The organism is Halovenus carboxidivorans (assembly GCF_009831575.1).
Classification (GTDB): Archaea; Halobacteriota; Halobacteria; order Halobacteriales; family Haloarculaceae; genus Halovenus; species Halovenus carboxidivorans.
Map to the genome: position 1 here is coordinate 151757 of NZ_WUUT01000004.1, position 23390 is coordinate 175146.

General features: G+C 63.6%; 28 protein-coding genes. 14 read left to right on the forward strand and 14 right to left on the reverse strand.

Translation table 11 applies throughout. The annotated features are described in order from the left end of the window. Positions 1-116 precede the first annotated feature (116 nt). Both GRX03_RS16905 and GRX03_RS11290 read right to left on the reverse strand, forming a co-directional pair. Entirely contained in the window at positions 117-1763 is a 1647-nt protein-coding gene (locus GRX03_RS16905) for a phospholipase D-like domain-containing protein (protein ID WP_159764313.1), read from the reverse strand. 57 nt (positions 1764-1820) lie between these two features. Then, positions 1821-2642 carry an endonuclease III domain-containing protein gene (locus tag GRX03_RS11290; protein ID WP_201289226.1) on the reverse strand — a complete coding sequence of 274 codons (822 nt, stop codon included), beginning with the start codon at positions 2640-2642 and terminating at the stop codon, positions 1821-1823. Between the two features lie 152 nt (positions 2643-2794). On the opposite strand from GRX03_RS11290, the gene GRX03_RS11295 reads away from it, so the two are divergent. Beyond that, the gene (locus GRX03_RS11295; protein ID WP_368278351.1) at positions 2795-3721 is read left to right on the forward strand and encodes a polymer-forming cytoskeletal protein; all 927 of its coding nucleotides are present in this window, start codon (positions 2795-2797) and stop codon (positions 3719-3721) included. Here the strand turns inward: GRX03_RS11295 and GRX03_RS11300 are convergent. Continuing rightward, positions 3718-4047 carry a winged helix-turn-helix transcriptional regulator gene (locus GRX03_RS11300; protein ID WP_159764314.1) on the reverse strand — a complete coding sequence of 110 codons (330 nt, stop codon included), beginning with the start codon at positions 4045-4047 and terminating at the stop codon, positions 3718-3720. The genes GRX03_RS11295 and GRX03_RS11300 overlap by 4 nt on opposite strands. 77 nt (positions 4048-4124) lie before the next feature. Here GRX03_RS11300 and GRX03_RS11305 point away from each other — a divergent pair, with 77 nt between their 5' ends. Further along, positions 4125-4466 carry a Zn-dependent oxidoreductase gene (locus tag GRX03_RS11305; protein ID WP_159764315.1) on the forward strand — a complete coding sequence of 114 codons (342 nt, stop codon included), beginning with the start codon at positions 4125-4127 and terminating at the stop codon, positions 4464-4466. Positions 4467-4508: 42 nt separating this feature from the next. Further along, entirely contained in the window at positions 4509-5690 is a 1182-nt protein-coding gene (locus GRX03_RS11310) for a redox-regulated ATPase YchF (protein WP_159764316.1), read from the forward strand. A gap of 150 nt (positions 5691-5840) precedes the next feature. Here the strand turns inward: GRX03_RS11310 and GRX03_RS11315 are convergent, their stop codons facing one another. Further along, on the reverse strand, positions 5841-6542 hold the full coding sequence (locus GRX03_RS11315; RefSeq protein ID WP_159764317.1) for a bacteriorhodopsin: 702 nt from the start codon (positions 6540-6542) through the stop codon (positions 5841-5843). Next, entirely contained in the window at positions 6539-8164 is a 1626-nt protein-coding gene (locus GRX03_RS11320) for a methyl-accepting chemotaxis protein (RefSeq protein WP_159764318.1), read from the reverse strand. The genes GRX03_RS11315 and GRX03_RS11320 overlap by 4 nt, the downstream gene beginning before the upstream one ends. Before the next feature lie 165 nt (positions 8165-8329). On the opposite strand from GRX03_RS11320, the gene GRX03_RS11325 reads away from it, so the two are divergent. From GRX03_RS11325 to GRX03_RS11335, 3 genes are read left to right on the forward strand one after another with little or no spacing between them, the layout of a single operon-like run. Then, entirely contained in the window at positions 8330-8614 is a 285-nt protein-coding gene (locus GRX03_RS11325; RefSeq protein WP_159764319.1) for a DUF7130 family rubredoxin-like protein, read from the forward strand. Between the two features lie 55 nt (positions 8615-8669). After that, positions 8670-9167 (forward strand): LabA-like NYN domain-containing protein, encoded by a 498-nt coding sequence (locus GRX03_RS11330; RefSeq protein ID WP_159764320.1) that lies wholly within the window; start codon positions 8670-8672, stop codon positions 9165-9167. A gap of 45 nt (positions 9168-9212) precedes the next feature. Next, positions 9213-9680: a PUA domain-containing protein gene (locus GRX03_RS11335; protein WP_159764321.1), complete on the forward strand. Its 468-nt coding sequence runs from the start codon at positions 9213-9215 to the stop codon at positions 9678-9680. Here GRX03_RS11335 and GRX03_RS11340 read toward each other — a convergent pair whose 3' ends face one another. After that, positions 9681-10289, reverse strand: a complete 609-nt coding sequence (locus tag GRX03_RS11340) for a DUF6149 family protein (RefSeq protein WP_159764322.1) — start codon at positions 10287-10289, stop codon at positions 9681-9683. A 309-nt stretch (positions 10290-10598) separates the two neighbouring features. On the opposite strand from GRX03_RS11340, the gene GRX03_RS11345 reads away from it, so the two are divergent. The 4 genes from GRX03_RS11345 (at position 10599) to GRX03_RS11360 (ending at position 13267) form a co-directional block, all read left to right on the forward strand. After that, the gene (locus tag GRX03_RS11345; RefSeq protein WP_159764323.1) at positions 10599-11843 is read left to right on the forward strand and encodes an NAD(P)/FAD-dependent oxidoreductase; all 1245 of its coding nucleotides are present in this window, start codon (positions 10599-10601) and stop codon (positions 11841-11843) included. Between the two features lie 90 nt (positions 11844-11933). Then, a complete protein-coding gene (locus GRX03_RS11350) occupies positions 11934-12344 on the forward strand; it encodes a DUF7124 domain-containing protein (RefSeq protein WP_159764324.1) in 411 nt (136 codons plus the stop codon). A 2-nt stretch (positions 12345-12346) separates the two neighbouring features. After that, on the forward strand, positions 12347-12877 hold the full coding sequence (locus tag GRX03_RS11355) for a DUF5815 family protein (RefSeq protein WP_159764325.1): 531 nt from the start codon (positions 12347-12349) through the stop codon (positions 12875-12877). Positions 12878-12928: 51 nt separating this feature from the next. Further along, entirely contained in the window at positions 12929-13267 is a 339-nt protein-coding gene (locus GRX03_RS11360; protein WP_159764326.1) for a winged helix-turn-helix domain-containing protein, read from the forward strand. Here GRX03_RS11360 and GRX03_RS11365 read toward each other — a convergent pair whose 3' ends face one another. From GRX03_RS11365 to GRX03_RS11395, 7 genes are all read right to left on the reverse strand, one after another. Continuing rightward, positions 13268-13795 carry a hypothetical protein gene (locus tag GRX03_RS11365; protein ID WP_159764327.1) on the reverse strand — a complete coding sequence of 176 codons (528 nt, stop codon included), beginning with the start codon at positions 13793-13795 and terminating at the stop codon, positions 13268-13270. It lies immediately after the preceding gene. 39 nt (positions 13796-13834) lie between these two features. Then, positions 13835-15166, reverse strand: coding sequence for an ABC transporter ATP-binding protein (locus tag GRX03_RS11370; protein WP_159764328.1), 1332 nt, complete (start codon positions 15164-15166; stop codon positions 13835-13837). Next, positions 15159-16250, reverse strand: coding sequence for an ABC transporter ATP-binding protein (locus GRX03_RS11375; RefSeq protein WP_159764329.1), 1092 nt, complete (start codon positions 16248-16250; stop codon positions 15159-15161). The genes GRX03_RS11370 and GRX03_RS11375 overlap by 8 nt, the downstream gene beginning before the upstream one ends. A 1-nt stretch (position 16251) precedes the next feature. Continuing rightward, positions 16252-17292, reverse strand: coding sequence for an ABC transporter permease (locus GRX03_RS11380; RefSeq protein ID WP_159764330.1), 1041 nt, complete (start codon positions 17290-17292; stop codon positions 16252-16254). Positions 17293-17294: 2 nt separating this feature from the next. After that, positions 17295-18245, reverse strand: coding sequence for an ABC transporter permease (locus tag GRX03_RS11385; protein WP_159764331.1), 951 nt, complete (start codon positions 18243-18245; stop codon positions 17295-17297). A gap of 27 nt (positions 18246-18272) precedes the next feature. Beyond that, on the reverse strand, positions 18273-19946 hold the full coding sequence (locus tag GRX03_RS11390; RefSeq protein ID WP_159764332.1) for an ABC transporter substrate-binding protein: 1674 nt from the start codon (positions 19944-19946) through the stop codon (positions 18273-18275). A gap of 199 nt (positions 19947-20145) precedes the next feature. Next, positions 20146-20376, reverse strand: a complete 231-nt coding sequence (locus GRX03_RS11395) for an Lrp/AsnC ligand binding domain-containing protein (RefSeq protein WP_159764333.1) — start codon at positions 20374-20376, stop codon at positions 20146-20148. Between the two features lie 95 nt (positions 20377-20471). Between GRX03_RS11395 and GRX03_RS11400 the strand changes: the two genes are divergently transcribed. Beyond that, a complete protein-coding gene (locus GRX03_RS11400; protein WP_159764334.1) occupies positions 20472-21155 on the forward strand; it encodes a potassium channel family protein in 684 nt (227 codons plus the stop codon). 2 nt (positions 21156-21157) lie between these two features. Continuing rightward, complete coding sequence (locus GRX03_RS11405; RefSeq protein WP_159764335.1) at positions 21158-21388, forward strand: Lrp/AsnC family transcriptional regulator; 231 nt, start codon at positions 21158-21160, stop codon at positions 21386-21388. Here GRX03_RS11405 and GRX03_RS11410 read toward each other — a convergent pair. Further along, entirely contained in the window at positions 21385-21903 is a 519-nt protein-coding gene (locus GRX03_RS11410; protein WP_159764336.1) for a DUF5813 family protein, read from the reverse strand. The two genes, GRX03_RS11405 and GRX03_RS11410, sit on opposite strands and share 4 nt — an antisense overlap. A gap of 86 nt (positions 21904-21989) precedes the next feature. Between GRX03_RS11410 and GRX03_RS11415 the strand changes: the two genes are divergently transcribed. Beyond that, positions 21990-22160 (forward strand): hypothetical protein, encoded by a 171-nt coding sequence (locus tag GRX03_RS11415; protein WP_159764337.1) that lies wholly within the window; start codon positions 21990-21992, stop codon positions 22158-22160. A gap of 50 nt (positions 22161-22210) precedes the next feature. After that, the gene (glmU, locus tag GRX03_RS11420) at positions 22211-23389 is read left to right on the forward strand and encodes a bifunctional sugar-1-phosphate nucleotidylyltransferase/acetyltransferase (RefSeq protein ID WP_159764338.1); all 1179 of its coding nucleotides are present in this window, start codon (positions 22211-22213) and stop codon (positions 23387-23389) included. Position 23390 lies beyond the last annotated feature (1 nt).

Sequence of the window (23390 nt, forward strand, 5' to 3'; positions counted from 1 at the left end):
GATATAAACGGATTTGAACGGATTTTTGGAACGTCGGTAAACGGTCGCGAACCGCCCGCGGCTGATGACCCCCTGTTCGTCGGTACGCGTTCGCCCCCGAGCGGCTGGCGCGACGTTCAATCACGCTCGAACTCGATCCGTCTGACGGCCAGTGCCGCGAGCACGACTGCCCCGACCACTGCCGCGGCGAGGCCGACCGGAACAGACCGTTCCCGTTCGACCGGCGCGGCCGCCTCCCAGTCGGCGTCGAACACCCGGCCGAAGTAGCCCGCGACCCCGTCGCTTTCGATCAGTAGTGCGACCTCGCGGTTGCGCCGGAGCGAGTTGTTGTTCCAGTTGATGCTCCCGACGACGGCCGTCTCGTTGTCGACGATCAACCCCTTCGCGTGGATCTTCTCGTACCGGTCGCCGGGGTCAGCGACTCGTACCCGTAGCGGGAGGTCCTCCGCCGCCGCCCGCTCCGTGAGTCGTCGCCGGAGCCGTTCGTTTTCCTTCTCGACGTACCAGGCCCCGCTCAGTAGAATCTCGACCTCGACGCCGCGGCGGGCGGCATCGATGACCCCCCGCAGCAGCGGGAACCGCTCGGAACCGATGCTGACCTGCTTGAGTCGAATTCGTCGGTCAGCGCTATCGATAAGCTTCCGGATTCGCCCGCCGGCGTTGTCCGGGGTGACCAACAGTTCCGTGCGCTCGACCTCGAACGAACGTGCCTCGAACGACGAGGGATACGGGCTCTCGTGAGACGTAGCTTCGCCGTCGTCGGCTCCCGTGCCCGACCAGCGGACGGCGTCGACCCAGCCACGGTCGGCCCGGAAGGTCTCCGTGAGTCCGTCGACAATCGCTCGCTGGTCGGTAATCACTGCCCACCCGCGGCTGGAACGACCGCCCAGTCCGCTCGGTTTCCAGTTCTCGGTCGTGACGAGCGCGCGCTCGTCGACGACGGCGTATTTCGCGTGGTGGAACCGGTACCTGGCGCGCGCGCCGTCGACGACCCGTACGTCGACGCCGGATCGGCGTAACTCCGTGAGTGCGGCCGCGGCGGCGTCGCTCGTGCCGCCGGCCGGCGATCCGTCGAGTAACACCGCGACCGAGACGCCGCGGCTCTCGGCGGCGACGAGGGCGTCGACGACCGCCTGTGACGAGAGGGTGTAGCCGCCCAACAGGATCCGTTCGCTGGCCGACCGGAGAAACTCGACCGCGCGCGTCGGCTCGTCCGGCAGCACGAACGTCTCGACCGAACCGCCGGTCGCCGTCGCTATCGGCAGGTCGGTGCCGCCGAGAGGCTGCCAGTCTGACTCCCTGACCCCGTAGACCTCGGCCTCGGTGGCGTTGTCGTAGCTGAGCCGCTGGATCGGCGTTCCGTTCCGCAGGAGGCGAATTTCGTCTCCGCCGTTCGCAAGTTGCACCCGGTCCGGGAGTCGGCGGACAGTTCGGTTCGTGAGTCGCCGGGTCGGTTCCGGGTCGGTCGAGAGGGTCACCCGCGTCCGGTCGTGAAACCGACTCCCGTTCAGCCATCTCCCGAGCGGAACTGGTCTGTCTTCGTCCACCAGCGCGATTCTGTCAGGCTCCGTCCCCGCCGGGAACGTGATGGTGAGGAACTCCCCGGCGTCTTGATCCGTCGCGGGATCCGGGTAGAGTTCGACAATCTCCGGGGCTGACGCGTTTCCCTGCGGAGTCTGCTGTGTCGCTGCCGCTGGCGTCGCGGCCACCACGAGCGAGGCCGTCACGGCGACAAGACAGCAGACGAGACCGAGCCAGCGCACGGCCGGCGTTGCTCCCGTCTCGGGATATAAACCTCCGGACAATCGCCGCTCGCGCTGTCAGACGACATCAGCGGGGTCGGTGACGGTCCCTTCGACCGGATCGACGCCGACCTGGTCGCAGAGGTCGGCCAGCGGGCAGGCCTCGGGGTCGTCGAGACAGGCAGGCCCACGGGCAGCGCAGTACTCCCGCCCGAACTGGATCATCGCCGTGTGCCCGAAGCCGCACTTCTCCGCTGGAACAGCGTCTTCCAACGCCTCGCGGACGGCCCCGTGGTCGGCATCCGGTTCGGCCAGTCCGATCCGCCGGGCGATCCGGTGGACGTGTGTATCGACCGGGAAGACGCCCCCGCGACCGCCCGCGAACAGCAGCACACAGTCTGCGGTTTTCGGCCCGACACCGTCGAGAGTCAGCAGGGTCTCCCGGACTGTCTCGGCGCCGTTGTCGAGGACGAACTCGTCGAACGCCGCGGCCGAGCCGTAGGTGTCGAGGATCCACTCGGCGGCCGCGATGATCCGTTCGGCTTTCTGGTTGTACAGCCCGGCGGACGCAATCGTCTCGGCCAGCGTCCCGTGGTCCGCCGCCGCCAGCGACTCCGCGAGATCGCCGCCATCGTCGTACCGCTCCAGCAGGTCCTCGTGTGCTGGCTGGCTCGCACTGTCGCTCGTGTTCTGGCTGAGAATCGTCCGCACCAGGCACTCGAAGGCCGGGCGACCGCCGAAAGTCTCGCTCCAGTCGCTCACCTCGCCGTCGGCCTCGATTGTCGTCCCGCCGTCTTCGGGAAAGAGCATGAACTCGTCGGGGTCGAGACCGTCGTGGTAGACGAGTCCCAGGGCGTCGACGACGGCCTCCGCTCGGGTTTCTGCGGTGCCATCTCCCATCGTTACCGTGTTGTAGTCTCAGCCTCTTCAACCGCGCGTCGATCCCCAATCCGCGGGAATCCAATCCGCACGCCTGTGGCCGTCTTGCGTCCGTCAGACGCCCGTCGTACGGGGCCTCAGTCTTTAATACGGTCGAAAACGCTTGTATAGCTGTGTCGACGTTTCGCTCAGACCCGCTCGACGAACTGGTGATCCCCGACGGGATTCACGTCGAGGAACACGACCTCGTGACCGACGGGGACGTGATCATCGGGAGTCAAACCTCCGTCGGATTCGGAGTCCGGGCGGCCAACGTCATCGCCGGCGAGCGTGTCGCCTTCGGCGGTCACATCGAGGCCGAAGGCGACTGCCGACTGGACATGTGGTGTGAGGTGGCCGACAACGTGCTCGTCGGGGAGGACGCGTATCTCGGCGAGCGGGTCCAGATCGGCGGCGGTCTCCGGGTGGCCGGCGACCTCGATATCGGCGACGACGTCGAAATCGAGGAGGGGTTCGACGCCAACGGCCGGATCATCATCCGGGACCCGATGCCGACTATCGTCTTCCTCTTTATGTATCTCTCCCAGTTGCTCCGCATCGGTGAGGAAGAGGCGGCCGAACAACTCGTCGCCTCGCTGGTCGACGACGAACACGGTCAGAAGCCGGTTTTGATCCCGAAAGGCAGTCGCGTCAGCGACGACGCCTGGCAGGTCTCGACGCCCGGACGGATCGGTGACGGCTGTCGCCTCCACGGCAATATCCGCGCCGAGTCGCTCGTGGTCGGCCGTGACAACGAGATTTTCGGAAGCCTCCGCGCCCGCGAAGGGATCACGGTCGGTGCCCGCACGGAGATCACCGGAAACGTGACGACTCGCGAGGGAACCGTTCGGATCGGCCCCGAAGCGGTAATCCGCGGTGATGTCTCCGGCGAGTACGTCGAAGTCCACCACGACGCGACCGTCGACGGCGGGATCCGAGCGACCGAGGAGACCTCGATGGTCTCGGAGAACGTGATCGAGGATTCAGTCGTTCCCGACCCCGACACGGCGACCGAAGAAAACGAGCCGCTCGGCCCCGAACCGGCCGAATCGAGCGACTAACTCTCCCGCTCGCGGACCCACGCCAACACCGGTTCGAGGCGCTCGCACAGCTCCTCGCCGTCGTCCGAGAGTCGGTACTCGACTCGGGGCGGAATCTCGTCGTACTGCTCGCGTTCGAGCAGGCCCGCACCGGTCAGATCTTCGAGTCGCGCAGAGAGTGTCGAACTGCTCACGTCCCCGAACGCCGTTTCGAGTTCGCCGTATCGGACGGGTTCCAGCGCACCGACGGCACACAGCGTCTGCATCGCGTACTTCCGGCTGAGCAGGTCGATGATCCCGCTGGTCGGACAGTAACACTGTGGGTCCAGGTCGGTCGATTCTGACATGGCTTTGATTTCTCGAAGCTACTCCGATACTTTGGAGTTGACAGTATAAACACTTCGGGATCAAAAGTCGAGTACGGATGTCCGAAAACGACCACGAGCAGACGGTAACGTGTACGATCACCCCCGAGCAGGCCGCCGAGCGGCCGGCCGCGGTGCTGGCGACGCTCGCGGACCGATACGTGTCCTCGACCGAACACGAGGACGGCTACACCCACGTTTTCCAGGGTACCCAGGAGACAGTCGAGGCCCTGGCGACGTTCGTCGCGAACGAACAGCGCTGCTGTGGGTTTGCGAGCTACGAACTCGCGATCGAACCGCCCTACGAGCAGACCGCGTTTCGCGTCTCCGGTCCCGAGGGCACCAAGGAGCTACTCGGGACCGGTTTTCTGACGGCGTTAGGTGTCGAGCCCGAGGAGTGAGCGAACCGAAAAGGCATTTCCCCGGGGAGAGAAAGAGAAGGTATGCTCTCGCTCGCGCTCGCCGGCAAACCGAACGCCGGCAAATCTACGTTCTATACCGCCGCAACGATGGCCGATGTCGAGGTCGGCAACTACCCCTTCACGACAATCGACGCGAACCGCGGAGTCAGCTACGCCCGCACGGAGTGTCCCTGTCTGGACCGCGACCGGCGCTGTGACAGCGACAACTGCCGGGACGGCAAACGGTACGTCCCCGTCGAACTGTTCGACGTGGCGGGGCTCGTCCCCGGTGCCCACGAGGGACGGGGGCTCGGGAACCAGTTTCTGGATCAGTTGACCGACGCGGACGCCATCCTCCACGTCGTCGACGCCGCCGGCGCGACCGACGAGGAGGGCGAACCGGTGGAGGTCGGCGAGCACGACCCTGTCGAGGATCTGGACTTCGTCGAACGGGAGATGGATCGGTGGCTGGCCTCGATCATCGACCGCAACTGGGAGACGATCGAACGGGAATCCCGCTCGCCGGATTTCGACATCGACGACTCGCTGTCGGAGATGTTGACCGGTGTCGGGGCGACCGTCGCGGATATCGCGCTCGTCCTTCGGAACCTGGAGTATCCCGAGGACCCTCGGGAGTGGACCGACGAACACCGCCGGGAACTCGCCCGCGAGTTGCGCGCGCAGACGAAACCGATGATCGTCGTCGCGAACAAGGCCGACATCGCGCCGGAGGGCAACATCGAACGGCTCCGGGAGGCCGCAGACTATCTCGTTCCGGCGACCGCGGACGGCGAACTCGCGCTCCGGCGCGGCGCGGAGGCCGGCGTCGTCGAGTACGACCCCGGCGACGAGACGTTCTCGATCAGCGGGAACGTGAGCGACCAGCAACGCGAAGGACTCGAACAGATCCGGACCGTGACCGAACAGTACGGCGGTACAGGCGTCCAGCAGGCCCTCGACGCCGTCGTCTACGACGTTCTCGATCAGATCACGGCCTACCCGGTCGAAAACGAGACCAAGTGGATCGACGGGAAGGGTCGGATGCTCCCCGACGCACACCTGCTCCCCAGCGGTTCGACGCCGCTGGATCTGGCCTACGCGGTCCACTCCGACATCGGGGAGGGGTACCTCCACGCCGTCGACGCCCGAGAGAACCGCCGGATCGGCGAGGATCACGAACTCGAAGAGGGCGACGTGATCAAGATTGTCAGCACCGCGAACTGAATCCGCGTCTCCGCGTCAGTCGATGAGCCCTGCGTACTCGACCTGTTTCGGCTCGAAACCCGCCGCCCGGTAGAACTGTCTCGTGCCCTCGTTTTCCCACTCGCAGGAGACGTCTTTTCAAGAGGGGCGTATATATACCCCAATGGCCGATCAGCTACCGGCCGCCGCGGTGCTCCGTGACCGCTGGAGCTGTTTTCGTAGCTCCGCTCCGGCGTTGAGTGCGATCAGTCCGAACCCGACCTTCGTGATGAGGTCGAGATAGGTGACCAACAGCACGTTCGTCAGCATCGTCAGTTCACCGAGTCCCGTCGGACCGAGAATCCAGATGATCGGGTAGACCGACCAGAGGATGACGGTCAGGTTTCGCAGGCCGCGAAACAGCGACTCCGTCGCCCTCCCGCTGGCCTGTTCTGTGAGCGGTCCAACGAGCAGGTACGCGAGGCCGACGTACGCGAGTCCGCCGACCGCGAAGAGTCCGAACCGGGCAGTGCCGGACAGCAGCGACGCGCCGAATCCGGCCACGATCACGACGACGTTGACCGCGACAATCCGTGCGAGCAGTCCTCGCTCACTGCTGACTAGCATCCACAGGTACGTCAACAGAAGCGGTGTCGTCAGCAGCCAGTCGATGTACCGTGGGACGAAGACGGTCCGGCCGTCCACCGAGACCGCGCCGACGTTCAGTGCCATCAGCACGTAGGCGACGGTCGCGATCCCGCTGATCGCCGCCAGCACCGCGTAGTACTTCTGCACCTCGGAGTCGGCCCGCGCGAGGCCGTTGAGGAACACGGCAGTGCCGAGCCCCATCCCGAGCGCACCGACGGCGAACCACAGTGTCGCCTCGCCGATCATGCTGATCCCCCGAGCGTTGCGGGTTCTGCCCGTTCCTCGCGGACGGTCGTCTCCGCGAGTACCTCCTGTAGCGAACTCGCCCGCGCGGAGAGTTCGTCCGTGCGGGAGAACACCGACTCGACGGTGTCCTGTTGGCGTTCGGCCGTCTGTACGACATCGCTCGACTGCGTCGCCGTCTCCTCCGAGATATTCGCCACTTCGTCGATCATCGAGACGACCTGTTCGGCGGAGTCGGCCTGCGTATCCGTCGACCGGTCGATCTCCCCGATCCCGGTGTTGACCTCCTCGACGTTCCGGACGATCCGTTCGACCGCGTCGACGGTCTCCTCGACGGTCAGCAACCCGGAAGAGATCCGCTCACTCGTCTCCCGGATATCGTCGGCCGTCTCGTCGGTCTGGCTCTGGACCTTGGTGATCAGCCCTTCGATCTCGTCGGTCGCCTCCTTCGTCTCCTCGGCCAGGGACTTGATCTCGTCGGCGACGACACCGAAGCCTTCGCCCGCCTCACCGGCACGGGCGGCCTCGATGGAGGCGTTCAACGCGAGCATGTTCGTCTGTTCCGCGATCTCGGCGATCAGGTCTGTCACCTCGCCGATGGCGTCCATCTCCGATTCGAGCGCCTCGATCGACTCGACGGCGTCGGCGGTCTGCTGTTCGACGGCGTTCATCTCGGAGATCGCCTGCTCTGCGGTCTCGCGGCTCTGCTGGCCGGTCTCGACCGCCGCCTGCGAGGTCGAGGCGATCTGTGCCGCACTGGCTGCGATCTGTTCCGTCGCGGCGGAGATGTCCTCGATCTCTCCGGCAATCGCCTGGATCCGCTCGGTCTGTTCGTCCGCTCCCTCGGAGATCTCCTGAATGGCCGCACTGACCTCGACGCTTCCCTCTCGCACCGCTGTCGTGCGCTCGTTGACCTCCTCGGAGGCGACGGCGACCTCCTCGGCGAAGGTGTCGATCTGGCTGACTAACCTCTCGATCTGTCCCATCATCTCGTTGAACGACTCCTCGATCGCGACCATCGCCTCGTTGTCGCTTCGAGCGTCGAGACGAGCGGTGAAATCCCCCGCCGCGCAGGCGTCCATCGTCTCGCTGAATCTGGCGGCGTCTTCCCGTAGCCGCTCGTTGATCGTTTCGAGGCGTTCGCGCTCCTCCTCGACCTCTCTGCGGGCCTGCTCCGCCCGCTCTTTCTCCTCGGTCGCCTCGGCACGCGCCTGTTCGGCCTCTTCGATGGATTCTTTGAGTGACTGCCGTGTCTCGTCGAAGGAGCCGTACAGCCGTCCGATCTCGTCCGACCGGCTGGTCGTGAGATCGACATCGAGGTCTCCCTCGCCGATCTTCTCGGCTTTCCGTTCGAGAAACCGGAGCGACGTTGCCGTGTTCCCCCCGACCGTCGCCGCGAACAACCCGAGATTGATGACCGTCAGCAGAATCAACCCCAGAAAGCCGGAGAACGCAACGTCACGGACGGCCCCCACGTCCCCGGTTTCGGCCGCAGTTGCGAGTTCCGCGGAGATCGCAGCCCCAAATATGGCTGTTACTACGAGTATCTGTACGAACCCGACACCCATCTTGAGCGTGAAACTCTGCCGGGCCTTCTGCGGGAAAAGGATCCGTGTGACCTGCATCAGTTACAGTTACTTCGATACCTCTTCTTATATCCTAACTCCCCTTTCTCGTCTATGATAATTACTTATCCAAAAACTGTGTAACTTTGATCATGTTAGTTACACCGGCGAATTCCTGCTGACAACACACGTAGATTTATGATGATACTCGACCTACAATATCGTATGAGCGAAACGACCGAACAGCACGAACTCAAGCCGGGGACGCCGGTGTACGACGAGGAGGGGGCACAGATCGGCACGATCCGCGGGGTCGACGAACACGGCTTCTACATCAGGGCCGAAGACGACGTGACCGTTCTGCCGGGGCCGGGCGAGGCGGAGTACGGCGACGCGATCATGTGGCGGTGCTGGGAGTGCGGCGAGATGGGGCAGATCGAAGACATTCCGGCGGAGTGCCCCTCCTGTGGGGCGCCGAAAGAGGAGATTTACTACTGGCAGGAGGACTGAGCGTCGTCGCCGTCGCCGCAATAACGCATAAACGGCTGGCCCGCACAGTCGGTGTATGAGCGAGATTCATCCGAACCAGCGCGTGGCCGTGTTGGCCGACTCACAGAATCTCTATCACACGGCCCAGAGCATGTACACCCGTAACATCGACTACGCCGCGTTGCTGGAGGAGTCTGTCTCCGACCGCGAATTGACCCGGGCCATCGCCTACGTCATCAGGGCGGACGCGCCCGAGGAGGAGTCGTTTTTCGACGCGCTCGTCGACATCGGCTTCGAGACGCAGATCAAGGACATCAAGACGTTTCCAGACGGCTCGAAAAAGGCCGACTGGGACGTGGGGATTTGTCTCGATGCGATCACCCTCGCCAACCACGTCGACACCATCGTTCTCTGTACCGGTGACGGGGATTTCACGCGCCTGTGCCACCACCTCAAACACGAAGGCGTCCGAATCGAGGTGATCTGTTTCGCCGAGTCGACCGCGGACGAACTCGTCGAGGCGGCGGATAGCTTCGTCGACATGAGCGAAGACACCGACCGGTTCCTGCTCTGAGCGCAAACGGAGTCGTTTTTGAGGCTGACCCGAGTACGGTGGACAATGGCTGATGATCTCGACGCGTTGCGGACGGTCGCGGACTACCAGTTCGGCCCCGGCGGTGGGACGGCGCTGTTCCCGCCGGAGGAAGAGCTTTCGGTGACCCGGACGAGCTCCGGCCGTCTCCGGCAGATCCACGTCGACGGCGACCGCCTGGGCACGTACGAACAGGACGGCCGACTCCGACTGGGCATCGAGGGGGGCCGTCGACTGCAACAGCGACTCCCGAGCGAGGGCTACCGCGTCGTCGTCGGCGACGAGAGCGAACCGTTCGTCCGCGACGGAAAGAACGCCTTCGCCAAGTTCGTCACGCGCGCCGACGGCGCTATCAGGCCCCGTGACGAGGTGATCGTCGAACACGAGGACGGCAGACTACTCGCCGTCGGTCGGGCGGAACTCTCCGGACGGGGAATGCTGGCGTTCGAGACTGGGATGGCCGTCCAGGTTCGGGATACGGTCGGGCCGGCCTGATCAGTCTGCCGTGGACTCGTCGCCGTCCTCGTCGGCGTCGATGCCGAGCACCTCCGTCGGATCGAGGTCTGTCGGCTCCTCGCTTCCACCGACCCGGACCTCGCCGTCCGGTCCCTCTACGTAGACATCGTCGGCAAATCCTCCCTCTGCGTAGGGGTGTTCCGGTTCGTCCAGTTTCTCGGGCGTCGACGGCGCGTCGGCGATTCCGTCCGCCGGCCGGAAGTTCCCCAGCGGATCCTCGATGGAGATGCCGTGTGTCTCGAAGAAGTCCTCGTATCTGTCGTAGTGCTCGCCGAGTTCCTCGACCGGGAACTCCATCATCTCGGTCCAGCCGTGGTTGTAGAAATCGAAATTGGCCTGGATGTGTGTGATCTCCCGGGCGTCGGCCTCGGGATAGCCCGCGTCCAGCGCCGCGACGTAGGTGTCCATCGTCGCGTCGAAGAAGTCGTTGAGATGCTCTCGACGCGCTTCCCGTTCGCTCTCGTCCGTGCGGTCGAGGAAGATATCGGTGTGCATCCCGACGAGTCGGTCGTTGACGATACCCCCGACGACCGGCATCGTCAGCGCCTGCTTGGCTGCCCAGTGACGGACGTTCTGGCGGATTTTCATCGACCGCTGATACGTGAGCGAGACTCTTCATCCCGTCGGTCCCGCCGGTATATCTCCGCGCGACGGAACGGCGACCAGTCGCCGTCCCATCCCACGATTGGGACCGATCTCTCGCGGCTGACAACGAGCGAACAAACAGAGGTTCAGCACCCGGCAAACCCAGGGCAATCTCGTCCAGATCCTTCCGGAAAAACTCCCCAAATATGGCGTTTGAAAACTAATACGCCGAATTACAGCACGAATGGGGGGGCTGACAGTTGGAATTACACGAATAGCAACCCACATTAACCCCGGCGTTCAACTACCGATATGAGCACGTCGCATGTCATCGTCGGCGACGGAATCGCGGGGAGTTCGGCGGCTGAAACCATCCGGGAAGAGGACCCGGACGCGGACGTGACAGTCATCACGGACGAAGGTGAAGCGCTGTACAACCGGATTCTGATCAAGGAGTTCGCCAAGGGGAAACTGCCGGAGGCACCGATCTCGATCCACGAACCGGAGTGGTACGACGAGCGGGATATCGACCTCCAGTTGAACACTCACGTCGACCGCGTCGACACGGACTCACAGACGGTGCACACGCACACGGGAGCGAGCTACGACTACGACAAGCTACTGGTCGCGACGGGGGGGACACCGGCGCAGTTGCCCGTCGAGAACTCCGACGCCGAAGGCATCCATCACTTCTGGACGTTTCAGGACGCCCGCGAAATCAAAGAACACGCAGACACCGCCGAGACGGGTGTCATCGTCGGGGCCGGACTGCTCGGGATCGATCTCGCGGCGGTCTGTGCCGCACAGGGGATGGACGCGAAATACCTGATGCGGGGCAACCGCTGGTGGCGGTACGCCCTCTCGCTCGACGGTGCGGAGATCATCCACGACGCGCTGGCGGAGAAAGGGGTCGAACCGGTCTTCGACTCCGGCGTCGATCACTTCGAGGTCGACGACGACGGCCACGTCGAGGCCGCCGTCGATCCCAACGGCGAGCGGTTCGACGCGGAGTGGGTCGGCGTCGCCATCGGCCTGGATTTCAACACCGAGTGGCTCCACGGCAGCGGCATCGAGTGCGACGACGGCGTCGTGGTCGACGAACACATGCGGACCAACGTCGACAACGTCTACGCCGCGGGTGACATCACGCAGTTCTACGACACGATTCTCGGTGAGCGGGCACAGAACGGTGCCTGGGGGTCGGCCAAGGAACAGGGGGCCGTCGCGGCGAAAAACATGGTCGCTGACGAACCCGTCGAGTCGTTCCGGTGGGTGTCCTCGTACTCGATCACGCACTTCGATTTCCCCTTCCTCTCCTTCGGCCACCCGACCATCGGCGACGAGACGGCCGAGCGAAAGTACTCCGACACCGAGTGGCGCCGTCTCGCCTTCAAGAACGGCCAACTCGTCGGCGGCGTGTTGATCGGTGACCTCTCACAGCAGTCCGCGCTGAAGCGGATCATCCGCGAGGAACGACAGGTCGCGGACCAGAAGGAGCAACTGCTCGAACCGGAGATCGACGTCGACAACCTCGAAGCGCCGCCCCAGGCGAAGTAAGCGGAGCGCGGCCGAACCGGCCGCGTAGCAGGTTCCCGGTCTCTGAGAGGGACCGACGGCCTTTTTTCACCAGGCGACAGAGGTAGAGGTATGGATGGCGGCAATGGCGATATGACCCTCGCGTTCGAGTTGGCCGCGCTCAAAGAGCTTCGCTCACCGGACTCGGTATTTACCGACGCCCGGCAGTGGACCAACTACGTGGGTGTCATCTCGGAGAAACCGACTTACGTCGTGACGAACTTCACGCGCAAACACCGGATCAGACAGGACTTCTTCTCCGGCCCCCGGAGCCGCGAGGAGAGCCTCGAAAACATCAAAGACCAGTTCGACAGCGAGCGGTACGTCTTCGTCGGGACGGAGCCCGAAGACGAACAACTGGCCGAACAGACCGGCTGGGAGTACGTCGACGTTGAGGCGGCCGCAGAAGCCGCCGAGTGGGAACTCGCCCCCGACACGAAGCCCCAGCAGGTCGAACAGGAGCAGCGCGAGGACTGGCCCTGAGTATGGCCCAGCCACGGGTCCCGGGCGGCACCGACGAACAACTCGATCTGCCCTGTGGCGAGACGGTAGCCACGCACGATCTCGATCTCGGGATGCGGGAACTCTCGTGTGAGTGCGGCCGCACGCACGCGGTCGTGATGGACGTTCACCCGCTCGGCCGGTTCGTCCCCGAATTTCTCGTCGACACGTTGCGTTCGACGATCACCACCGAGGACGAGTACGACGAGTTCACGACCGCACACGCCTTAGCGATGGTCCGCGAGGAGTATCCCGACCGCATCGCCGTCGCGGACTGTTCGGGCGACGGCGAGGTGGGTTACGGTCTCGTCTGGGTCGCCGATATGGACTCCCGCGAACTCCACCGAACCGTCGTCGAACTGCTGGTCGAACTGATGGAACACGCGATCAGCCACGCCGACGACGGCCCGACGGTCGCGGAGTTCGAGGAGCAACTGGCCGAGTTCGATCTGGACGCCTTCGTCGACGCCTACCGCGACGAACGGGACTTCGAGGACGAACACGACAGCCCGTGAGTCCGTCCCCTCGACGCTATCTTCATATGCCCCGCCCCCGAACCGGCGGGTATGTCCGACGACCTCGAAGATGTCTCGTCGAACGAGTTCCGGGAGTTAGTCGACCAGAACGGACTGTGCAAACTGTTCGCGAACCGGACCCGGGCGCGGATCCTGGTTACGCTCTTTTACGCGGACCGGTTCCTGTCGGTCAAAGAGATCGCGAACGCGGCGGAGGTCAACCAGACAGCCGTCCAGCAGGCCACGGATCAACTGGAGACGTTCGACTTCCTGGAGAAACAGGACTACGAGACCGAACAGGCCGAGTACAGGATCGACCGTTCGGACTCGCTGGTTCAGGAGATCGAAACCGTCGCAGAGATGGCGACAGAACGCTTCTACGCGGAGTAATCACTCGATTCTGATCGTCGTCTCCGCCGACAGCGCACGGGAGTCCGGGTTGTCGACGTTGAGCGCGGCGGAGATGGTGTACTTTCCGGGAGCGGCCGGTTCCCACTCCGAGTCGTTCACCTGGAACATCTGTGTCCAGCGCCTGCTGAACCGTTTCCGCTCGCCGCGGTCGAACTCGAACAGCGCGGTCTCCGCACCCGACGGCGGTTTCGGTGTCTGTCGCTGTCCGTCGATCGCCCAGGTCCACCGGACCGGCGAGACGGTTCTGACAGCGACCGGAAACGGCATTCGGTTGTGCATCTGAATCGAGATCGGGACTGGCTCGCCTTCCTCGTACGTCGAGTCCGGGGTCTCGATAGAAATAGAGACCGCCCGCCTGTGCACGCGCTGTGGGACCAACCACCTGCTGAGCAGTCGCTGTGGGAGCGTCCGCGCCGCCTGTGGTTTCTCGCCGTTCTCACGGCTGTTCGGGCGGAACGGATCACCGTCGCTCCGGTCGACCGCCTCGGACTCGTAAATCCGTCGCATACCCGCTGTAGGTGCTAAATCGCTAAAAACGCACCGCCGTTAGTCGTCGCTCTCGGAGACGGCCGCGGTCGGCTGACCCGACGCGGCGGACTCGTCGACACTGCCGTCCTGATACCGGCTATCGTACAGGTGACAGGCGATCTCGGTGCCCTCGACCTGCTGTAGTTCCGGCTCGTGGACCGTACACGGCGTCTCGAAGGCGTCTCCGATCGCGTCGTTCGCCCGCTCGAACGAACCCTGTTCCAGCGCCTGGATGGTCTCGGAGAGAATCTCTTCGGCCTCCGGATCGCTCAGCCGTGCCGGGATATCGTGCTCCTCGCGGATCGCCTCGTCGAACTCGCTGGCATCCGACACGTCGTACTCCTCGCGAAGCGAACCCAGGGGGAGGTCGCCCGACTCGACTCGCGTCGCGAACGACCGCACCGCGCGCCACTCTTCCTGCTCGAACTCCAGGTCGGCGGGCGGGATCACCTTCGGACAGCGCGTGTGGAACTTACAGCCTGACGGCGGATCGAGCGGCGAGGGGACCGTCCCTTCGAGGATGATCCGCTCGGGATTCCAGCCGGGATCGGGCTCCGGTACCGCCGACAGAAGCGCCTCCGTGTACGGGTGTTGCGGCGGCGCGAACAGTTCTTCGGGCGTCCCGACTTCGACGATCTCGCCGAGATACATCACCGCGATCCGGTCGGCGATGTGTTCGACGACCGAGAGGTCGTGTGCGATAAACAGGTAGGTGATCCCGAACTCTTCCTGCAGATCCTTGAGGAGATTCAGAATCTGCGCCTGGACGGACACGTCCAGCGCAGAGACCGGCTCGTCACAGACGATGAAGTCTGGTTCGACCGCGAGTGCGCGTGCGATCCCGATTCGCTGGAGTTGTCCGCCGGAGAACTCGTGGGGGTACCGGTTGGCGTGGCTGGCGCTGAGCCCGACCAGTTCGAGTAGTTCCTTGATCCGCTCGTCGCGGCTCTGGCCCTCTTCGAGTCCGTGGATATCCAGCGCCTCGCCGATGATGTCGTTGACAGTCAGCCGCGGGTTGAGACTGGACTGCGGGTTCTGGAAGATGAGTTGCATCTCCTGGCGGAGTTCTCGCAGTTCGTTCGAGGAGTACTCCGTGATATCTTCGCCTTTGAAGTACACCGTCCCGTCGGTCGGTTCGTGCAACTGCAGCAGCGTGCGCCCGACGGTACTCTTTCCGCAGCCGGATTCACCGACCAGACCGAGCGTCTCGCCCTCCTCGATTTCGAGGGAGATACCGTCGACGGCCTTGACCCACTGCTGGCGGCCCAGCAGTCGGTCGATGAAGTCGCTCTCGTTTTGGTAGTGTTTCTTGAGATTCTCGGCGCGAATGAGTGGTTCGTTGCTACTCATCGATCTCACCCTCCGTGGTTCCGCTTCCGTCGGTGGCTGTCGCTTCGAGTTCGTCCCGGACCGTCACCTCGTAATCCAGCGACCCGGCGAGTTCGCCCGTGTGTGCGAGACAGGCCGCGGCGTGTTGATTCCGGTCGTCCGGAGCGGCCTCCTGGCCCGTCTCGACATCCACGAGTTCCGGGGAGAGCTGTGTACAGATCTCCTCGGCGTACGGACACCTCGGATGGAAGTTACAGCCCGGCGGCATCTCGATCAGGTCCGGCATCCTGCCGGGAATCGTCTGGAGCCGTTCGCTGTCGTCGCCGATCCGCGGGATCGAACTCATCAGTCCGACCGTGTAGGGGTGTTGTGGATCGTAGTAGATCTCCTCGACCGTTCCGATCTCGACCGGATGACCGGCGTACATGACCATCACGCGGTCACAGAACTCGGCGACGACACCGAGGTCGTGCGTGATGAACTGGATGGCGGTATCGAACTTCTCTGCGATCTCTTCGAGCAGCGTGAGGATCTGTGCCTCGATAGTCACGTCGAGGGCGGTCGTCGGTTCGTCGGCGAGGATCAGATCCGGGTCGCAGGACAGCGCCATCGCGATGACCGCGCGCTGTTGCATTCCGCCGGAGAACTGGTGAGGATAATCCGAGTACCGCTCGGCGGCGTCCGGAATCCCGACATCTTCGAGCAGTTCTATCGAGCGTTCTCTGGCCTCCTCTTCGTCCATATCGAGGTGATAGCGGACGGCCTCGGCGATCTGTTCTCCGACCGTGTAGGCCGGGTTCAGCGCCGTCTCGGCGTCCTGGAAGATCATCGAGATCTCGTTTCCGCGGATCTGGCGCATCTCCTCGTCGGAGAGTTCGAGGAGGTTCTGTCCCTTGAACCGGATCTCGCCGCTTTCGATTACGCCGGGGCTGTCGATGAGTCGAAGAAGCGAGAGACTCGTGACGCTTTTGCCGGCACCGCTTTCGCCGACGATACCGAATCGCTCGCCGGCCTCGATCTGATACGAGAGGTCGTTCGTCGCCTTTACTACGCCGTCTTCGGTGTAGAAGCGGACGTTCAGATCCTCGACTTCGAGCATCGCCATGTCAGAGTCCTCCTCCTTCTCTGTTCTGACTGGTACTTCCCTGTGGGTCGAAGGCGTCTCTGACCCCGTCGCCGAGGAGGTTGATCGAGAGCACGAACATGAAGATTGCCAGGCCGGGGAAGATCGCGGCCCACCAGTAGCCCAGCCGGATCGCGCCGTTCGCGTTCGCGACGTTGAGCATGACGCCCCACTCGGCGCTGGCCGGCGAGAGACCGAGGCCGATGAATCCGAGCGCGGCGGCCGCCAGCACGACTGTCCCGACACTGAGTGTCGCCTGGACGATGACCGGCGCCATCGCGTTCGGCAGGATGTGTCGGGAGATAATCTTCCGGTCTGTCGCGCCCAGCGCCTTCGCGGCCGTGACGTACTCGTTTTCCTTGACGCTGAGAATCTCCCCGCGAATGATGCGGGCGTACGCCAGCCAGCCGGTCAGCACCAGCGCCATGACCATCTCCCAGTAGCCGCGTCCGAGCACGGCGATGATCGCGATCGCCAGCACGATGAACGGGAACGCGTAGAGCAGATCGACCACTCGCATGATGAGTTCGTCGACCCAGCCGCCGAAGTAGCCCGCAATCGCACCGAGCGGGACGCCGATCAGCATCGCGACGCCGACCGCAATGAATCCGATCGAGAGGCTCCAGCGGGCGCCGTACATGATCCGTGAGAGAATGTCACGGCCTGCCCAGTCGGTACCGAACAGGTGTTCGGCCGACGGCGAGGAGTACCCCGTCAGCACGTCCTGTGCCGCGGGATCGTACGGTGCGAGCGAAATCGGTTGCACCGGGACGCCTGCGACCGTGATCGGTCGGGAGAAAATCGTCATCAGCGTCATAATCACGATGACCGCCGCACCGAACAGCGCCAGGCGGTTCGACTTGAACCGTTTCCAGGCGTAATACAGCCGACCTTTCCCTTCTTCGGATTCGAGGCTCGGTTGCCAGTCCGAGAGCGGTTCGCGCTTCTCAATTGACTCGGCATCGAACCCGTCGATGCTGATCCGACCCCGCTTCGCGTGTTGGTGTGTTTGTTCCGTCGTCATGGTTAGTACCTGATCCGTGGATCGAGATACGCGTAGAGAATGTCTGCGAGCAGGTTCGCGAGAATCACCGCGACCCCGATCAGCAACACGAGCGCCTGAATGACCGGGAAGTCACGTGCGCCCACGCTGTTGACCAGCAGTCGTCCGATTCCGGGGTAGCTGAACACGATTTCAACAACCACGGACCCGCTGATGATGAACGCGACCTGGATCGCAGCGACCGTCACGACGGAGATGAGCGAGTTCCGAAGGACGTGTTTGTTCACGACTGTCCGCTCCGGGAGCCCCTTGGCTCTGGCCATCGTGACGTAATCTTTGTCCAGTTCCTCGATCATGGACGAACGCATCAGGCGCATCAGCAACGCTGTCGCTCCGGTCCCGATCGTGATCGCGGGCAACAGCGTATATACCGCCATCTCCGGCGTGAGGGCACCCCCGGACGACGGCGCGAGGAACGGGAAGATATTCAGTTGGCTCGCGAAGATCAGGAGGAGCAAGATTCCGAGGAAGAAGTTTGGAATCGCGATCCCCACGACCGAGAACACCCGGCTCGCTTGGTCGATGACCGAGCCGCGGTAGTACGCGGCGATGATCCCCGTCGGAATCGCCGTGATCAGCGTGACCATAAACGCCATCGACCCCATCAGCAGCGTGTACGGAAGCCGTTCCATGATCAGTTCCGTCACTGGCCGCTGATTCGAGATCGAATCGCCGAAGTCGAACTGCACGACACCGGCCAGCCAGTCCAGATACTGCATGAACAACGGCTTGTCGAGGCCGTACTGCTCGCGCAACTGTTGCTCGACCTCTGGGCTCACGTCCTGGAACGCGATGATGTAATCCACCGGATCACCCGGCGTCAGCGCGACCAGGCCGAACGTGAGCATCGTCGCACCAATGAGTATCGGTATCGTTACGAGCACCCGTTTGAGAACGTAACGCTGGAGGCTCATCCGTTGGGTTTAGTGCTTGTTATACCGTTATTCGGGGGGCTCCACTACTTTGCCGACGTTCGGACGGTAGATCGACCAGTACCGGAAACTCGCGTTCGGATACGGCTGCCAGTCGTCGGGGTTGGCGAACGAGTCCGGCTGGATGACCTGAATTGCGTCGCCCGTCCACATGAACGCCTCGGGGACCTCGTTAGCCAAAACAGTTTCGAGTTCTCGGTAGATCTGGATCCGTTCTTCGGTCTCTGTCGCCTGCTTGCCCTCGGTGATCAGCCGGTCGACTTCCTCGTTCTCGTAGAGGTTCCAGTTGAACCCGGCCGGGACGTGCTGGTCCGAGGCGAGCAGCTGTTCGACGTGGCCGTTGGGGTCCGAGCCGCCAGTCCACCCGATACCGACGATGTCGGTACTCTCTGCGGCCTCACCCTGGACCAGGAACGGGACGAGCTGATCGAACGCCTGCACCTCGAGTTCGGCGTTGAACAGCTCCGTCTCGTCGAAGGTCTGCTGGATGACCTCCATCCACCGTTCTCGGGTCGTGTTCACGTTGGTGATGAACGACAGATCGAACGGCGGCTCGATGCCCTCCTCGTTGAACGCCTCCTCGATCAGCGAGAGCGCTTCCTCGCGGTTCTCGCCGACGTAGTTGTCGAGCAGTTCCTGGTTGCGCTCCTCGTCGAAGTACGTTCCCAGTCCGGGACTGATCGGGCCGCCGAGCGGCGTTGCGAAGTCGCTGAACACCGCTTGGATGACGTCGCTCCGCGGGATGAGCTTGGTCATGCCGCGGCGGAGTTTGGGGTTGTTGTACGGCGACTGGTTGACGGGGTAGGAGACGAAGTCGAAGCCGACGGCGTCCCCGATCTTCGGCTCGGGATCGATGCTGTCCCACTGTCCGAGGTTGAACGGCGCGGGGTTGTCGATCATGTCGAGTTCGCCGTTCTGCATCGCCTCCTCCTGGGAGGACTGTTCGGGGATGATACGGAACGTAACCCGCTCCCACGGCGGAGTGCTCGGGTAGTCGTCGCCGTCGTACCAGTAGTCGTCGAACGGGACGATTTCCAGGCGGTCCTCGGACTGGAAGGCGTCGAGCTCGAACGGCCCGGTCCCGAGTGACTGATCTTGGAAGGAAAAACTGTCCTCGCTCGGAGTCGTGCTGAGTCCGTCGACCGAACTGGGCAGAATCGGGACCCCGCCGAAGTTCGTCAGGAACAGCCCCTCTCCGCGGGGGTTCGTCAGATTGACTCGGATCTGGTAGTCGCCGAGTATCTCGACGTTGTCGACGTTGTCGACTGCCGCGGTGTTCACCGTTCCCCGGATTCGCTCGACGGAGAACCGGACGTCTTCGGCCGTCATCTCGTCGCCGTTGTGGAACTGGACCCCCTCTCGAAGTTGCATCTCGAAGGTCGTGTCGTCGACCTGCGTCCAGGACGTTGCGAGCGACGGCTGCCACTCTGTCAGGCTGAAGTTGTTGTCGACGAGATACTCGTAACAGAAGGCCCCAACTGTCGACGCCGAAGTCGCATCGGCGATGATCGTCGGGTCGAACGTCGATATATTCGCCCCGGCGGAGACGGTCAGCTCTGACGGGCTACTCTCGCTGTCAAAGATGCCACAGCCGGCGAGTCCTACTGAGACGCCGCCGCCCATGGCCGCGAGTACCTTCCTGCGGGTGCTCTCTACGTGTGATTGGTCACCATCGGATGACATACTTCTCTGTTTTTCACAGGGTGCGTATATATTTATCGCCGTCTGATCCCCTTATTTAGTAACTATTTTGATGTCTGTGGCCGCATTATTATACATCTGAATAATTGTAATAATTCGGTCCCGATGATCATTAGCTCTGAGTTTCACGTCCGGTGAGCCCCGGGTACACCGACCCCGTGAGCGGGGGGATAGCAGACAGTCACTCCAGGCAGATGTACGTCCGCGTGTCGACGACACCGTCGAGGCTCGTCAGATCGGTCGCGACGGCGTGGATCACCTCGTAGACCTCCTCTCCCCGCACCTCCGCGATCACGTCGTACTGGCCGGCGATGACGTGGGATTCGAGTACTGCCTCCATCCCGACCACCTGCTCGCGGACCGCCGCGGACTCCCCGGCGGCCGTCTTGATCATGATGAATGCCTGGACCATTGGTATGTGGTATGATATGGCATGCAAAAAGTGTTCCCCTCGTGGTAGCTCTGGACCGGGTTAGCTTTATCCTCCTCCTTGTTGTACGGTAGCACATGCGATTCATAATCCTGGGCGCAGGCCGGGTTGGGTTGCGGACTGCGCGGGCGATCCGCGGTTCCGCCCACGAGGTTGTCGTCGTCGACCCCGACGAGGAGGCCGTCGAGCGAGCGCGGTCGGAGGGGTTTTCGGTGATTCAGGGTGACGCCGCCAGCGAGGACGTTCTGCTGGAAGCGGGCGTGGCGGAGGCCGACGCCGTCGGCGCCCTGACCGGCGACCTCAACGCGAACTACGCCGCCTGTGCGATTGCTAACCAGTACGGCTGTCGGACGGTGATGCGAATCGACGAGGACTACCGCGAGGATATCTACCGGCGCTACGTCGAGGAGGTCGATCAGATCGTCTACCCCGAACGGCTCGGCGCGATCCTGGCGAAAAACGCGCTGACCGGCGGCAATATCCGGGCGATCGCGGATATCGAACAGTCGCTCCAGATCGTCGAGTTCACGATCACGAGCGACTCCCCGATGGAGGATTACACGCTGAGCGAACTCGAACTCCCGGGCACGGCGCGGCTGATCGCCTACGGATCGAAGGGCAACCCACTCAGGCTTCCCACGCCGGACGACGCCCTCGAAAACGGTGATCGGGTCGTCGTCCTCGGCGACGTGGAGACCCTCGACGAGATTCGACAACTGATCGTCGGCGACGGCGCACAGGCGCAACCGGGTGGTGTCTAACTATGGTACGAGCATACGTCATGATCAAAGCGAACACGAGCGAGGCGGACCGACTCAAGGATGCAATCACGGCAATCGAGGGGGTCGAACGGACTCATATCGTCGCCGGGGACGTCGACCTCATCGCCGTCGTCGCGGTCGATTCCCCCGCCGACGTGAAGGACATCGCCGCGACGGAGATCCAGTCGATCGACGGCGTCAGTAGCACACAGACCTATATCGCGATGGACTAAAGCGGCGTGCCGCCGCGTCTCGCGCTGCTGTCGTCGGCCTGGCTCGCTTCCGAGAGCAGATCCGCCACGGGTGGCTCGTACTCGTAGCCGGGAACGATACCTTCGACGTAGGTCCCCTCGACGTACTCGACGAAGGTCTTCGCAATCTCGGCGGCGCGGTCGGCGTTGCCGAACTCGAAGGTGAAGGTGATCTGGAGTTCGTCGTCGATCTCCTCGACGCTCAGGTCGTGCAGGTCGACGGCCGCCCGGGTCGACTGCGGGGCGTCCCCTAACCGCCGTTCGAGGGTGTCCCGCCACCCGTCCTCGACGGCCGGGCCGACGGCCTCCGCCGCCGCCGCGGACAGCGTCGGAACGAACACTGTCACCGTGTAGGTGTTCTTCCAGTCGGGGCCGTCACTGGCCCGGACGTAACCGTCGAACACAGTCGTGTCGACAGCGTACCCTTCCTCGGTCGCCGTGATCTTCTCGTGTGCCTCGAACGCCTCGCGGGCCGAGTCCGGAATCTCCTCTGTCATGGGGGCGGATAGGCGGCGGATCAGCAAAAATCCGGCGTGTCCGGCCGACCACCGAGAGTTATATCCCATCGAGTCCAACTGACAACATGGCGCGACAAACGACGGTCTGTGACCGCTGTGGTTACCGCGTTCGCTGGGATCCCGAAACCAGAGAAGGACCGCGCGAGTTCTTCGAGGACGGCGACTGTCCGAGTTGCGGCAAATCCTTCGAGGACCGTGCCCCGGTGTCGGCCCGACGTGGCTCGAAGCGGCGCTGAACCGCGTCGGTGACGATACCCATTTTAGTCCCGGCCGAGACGATACGCCCATGCAAGCAGTACTGCTGGCCGCGGGACAGGGAACCCGGATGCGCCCGCTGACTGACGCGCTCCCGAAACCGATGGTGCCGGTCGCCGACCGACCGCTCGTGGCACACGCCGCCGACGCCGCCGTCGACGCCGGCGTCTCGGAGTTGATCGTCGTCGTCGGCTACGAACGCGACGCGATCACGTCGTATTTCGGTGAGTCGTATCGTGGCGTTCCGGTGACGTTCGTCACCCAGTCCGAACAGCGCGGCACCGCCGACGCGGTCCGCGCGGCCGCTCCCGAACTCGACGGCGAGTTCGTCGTACTCAACGGTGACAACCTCTACGACGAGGGAATCGAAGGGCTGTTCGGCGACGGGCCGGCCATCGCCGCTATCGAAGTCGAGGATCCGACCAGTTACGGTGTGCTGTCCACCGCGGGCGAGACTGTCACCGACATCGTCGAGAAACCGGCCGATCCCCCCTCGAAACTGGCAAACGCCGGCGCGTATCAGTTCCCCGCCGCCGCCATCGAGTATCTGGACGTGCCGAAATCCGAACGCGGGGAGTACGAACTGACCGACGTTCTCGCCCGCGTGATCGACGAGTTCGACGTTCGCGCCGTCGAACTCGACCGCTGGCTGGATGTCGGCCGCCCGTGGGAGTTGCTCGAAGCCAACGAGTGGCGACTCGGTGAACTCGACCGCCGGATCGACGGCTCCGTCGCGGACTCTGCGACGATTCGCGGTCCCGTCGTGGTCGAGGAAGGCGCGACGGTCGAACCGGGCACGGTCGTCGAAGGCCCGGCGCTGATCCGCTCGGGCGCGACTGTCGGTCCGAACGCCTACGTTCGCGGGAGAACGTTGCTCGCGGAGAACACGAAGGTCGGCCAGTCCGTCGAGATCAAAAACAGCGTCATCATGGCCGACAGCAGCGTCCCACATCTCTCCTACGTCGGTGACAGCGTCCTCGGCCGAGACGTGAACTTCGGGGCCGGCACGAACGTCGCCAACCTGCGCCACGACGATGCCGACGTGCGGGTAACGGTCAAGGGCGACCGCGTCTCCACGGGCCGCCGGAAGTTCGGCGTCGTCGCCGGCGACCGCGTCAAGACGGGGATCAACACGAGTCTCAACCCCGGGGTCGTCCTCTCGACGGGAGCGCGCACGAAGCCCGGCGAATCGGTCTTCGAGGACCGGTAGC

Excerpts from the sequence above, each read along its gene's own strand:
- GRX03_RS11330 (WP_159764320.1), top strand. The coding sequence starts at position 8,670 with ATGAGCGAGATTCATCCGAACCAGCGCGTGGCCGTGTTGGCCGACTCA.
- GRX03_RS11310 (WP_159764316.1), top strand. The coding sequence starts at position 4,509 with ATGCTCTCGCTCGCGCTCGCCGGCAAACCGAACGCCGGCAAATCTACG.
- GRX03_RS11325 (WP_159764319.1), top strand. The coding sequence starts at position 8,330 with ATGAGCGAAACGACCGAACAGCACGAACTCAAGCCGGGGACGCCGGTG.
- GRX03_RS11350 (WP_159764324.1), top strand. The coding sequence starts at position 11,934 with ATGGATGGCGGCAATGGCGATATGACCCTCGCGTTCGAGTTGGCCGCG.
- glmU (WP_159764338.1), top strand. The coding sequence starts at position 22,211 with ATGCAAGCAGTACTGCTGGCCGCGGGACAGGGAACCCGGATGCGCCCG.
- GRX03_RS11380 (WP_159764330.1), bottom strand. The coding sequence starts at position 17,292 with ATGACGACGGAACAAACACACCAACACGCGAAGCGGGGTCGGATCAGC.
- GRX03_RS11315 (WP_159764317.1), bottom strand. The coding sequence starts at position 6,542 with ATGATCGGCGAGGCGACACTGTGGTTCGCCGTCGGTGCGCTCGGGATG.
- GRX03_RS11305 (WP_159764315.1), top strand. The coding sequence starts at position 4,125 with ATGTCCGAAAACGACCACGAGCAGACGGTAACGTGTACGATCACCCCC.
- GRX03_RS11335 (WP_159764321.1), top strand. The coding sequence starts at position 9,213 with ATGGCTGATGATCTCGACGCGTTGCGGACGGTCGCGGACTACCAGTTC.
- GRX03_RS11400 (WP_159764334.1), top strand. The coding sequence starts at position 20,472 with ATGCGATTCATAATCCTGGGCGCAGGCCGGGTTGGGTTGCGGACTGCG.
- GRX03_RS11320 (WP_159764318.1), bottom strand. The coding sequence starts at position 8,164 with ATGCAGGTCACACGGATCCTTTTCCCGCAGAAGGCCCGGCAGAGTTTC.
- GRX03_RS11375 (WP_159764329.1), bottom strand. The coding sequence starts at position 16,250 with ATGGCGATGCTCGAAGTCGAGGATCTGAACGTCCGCTTCTACACCGAA.
- GRX03_RS11365 (WP_159764327.1), bottom strand. The coding sequence starts at position 13,795 with ATGCGACGGATTTACGAGTCCGAGGCGGTCGACCGGAGCGACGGTGAT.
- GRX03_RS11410 (WP_159764336.1), bottom strand. The coding sequence starts at position 21,903 with ATGACAGAGGAGATTCCGGACTCGGCCCGCGAGGCGTTCGAGGCACAC.
- GRX03_RS11395 (WP_159764333.1), bottom strand. The coding sequence starts at position 20,376 with ATGGTCCAGGCATTCATCATGATCAAGACGGCCGCCGGGGAGTCCGCG.
- GRX03_RS11360 (WP_159764326.1), top strand. The coding sequence starts at position 12,929 with ATGTCCGACGACCTCGAAGATGTCTCGTCGAACGAGTTCCGGGAGTTA.
- GRX03_RS11300 (WP_159764314.1), bottom strand. The coding sequence starts at position 4,047 with ATGTCAGAATCGACCGACCTGGACCCACAGTGTTACTGTCCGACCAGC.
- GRX03_RS11405 (WP_159764335.1), top strand. The coding sequence starts at position 21,158 with ATGGTACGAGCATACGTCATGATCAAAGCGAACACGAGCGAGGCGGAC.
- GRX03_RS11370 (WP_159764328.1), bottom strand. The coding sequence starts at position 15,166 with ATGAGTAGCAACGAACCACTCATTCGCGCCGAGAATCTCAAGAAACAC.
- GRX03_RS11355 (WP_159764325.1), top strand. The coding sequence starts at position 12,347 with ATGGCCCAGCCACGGGTCCCGGGCGGCACCGACGAACAACTCGATCTG.
- GRX03_RS11415 (WP_159764337.1), top strand. The coding sequence starts at position 21,990 with ATGGCGCGACAAACGACGGTCTGTGACCGCTGTGGTTACCGCGTTCGC.
- GRX03_RS11340 (WP_159764322.1), bottom strand. The coding sequence starts at position 10,289 with ATGAAAATCCGCCAGAACGTCCGTCACTGGGCAGCCAAGCAGGCGCTG.
- GRX03_RS11385 (WP_159764331.1), bottom strand. The coding sequence starts at position 18,245 with ATGAGCCTCCAGCGTTACGTTCTCAAACGGGTGCTCGTAACGATACCG.
- GRX03_RS11390 (WP_159764332.1), bottom strand. The coding sequence starts at position 19,946 with ATGTCATCCGATGGTGACCAATCACACGTAGAGAGCACCCGCAGGAAG.
- GRX03_RS11290 (WP_201289226.1), bottom strand. The coding sequence starts at position 2,642 with ATGGGAGATGGCACCGCAGAAACCCGAGCGGAGGCCGTCGTCGACGCC.
- GRX03_RS11345 (WP_159764323.1), top strand. The coding sequence starts at position 10,599 with ATGAGCACGTCGCATGTCATCGTCGGCGACGGAATCGCGGGGAGTTCG.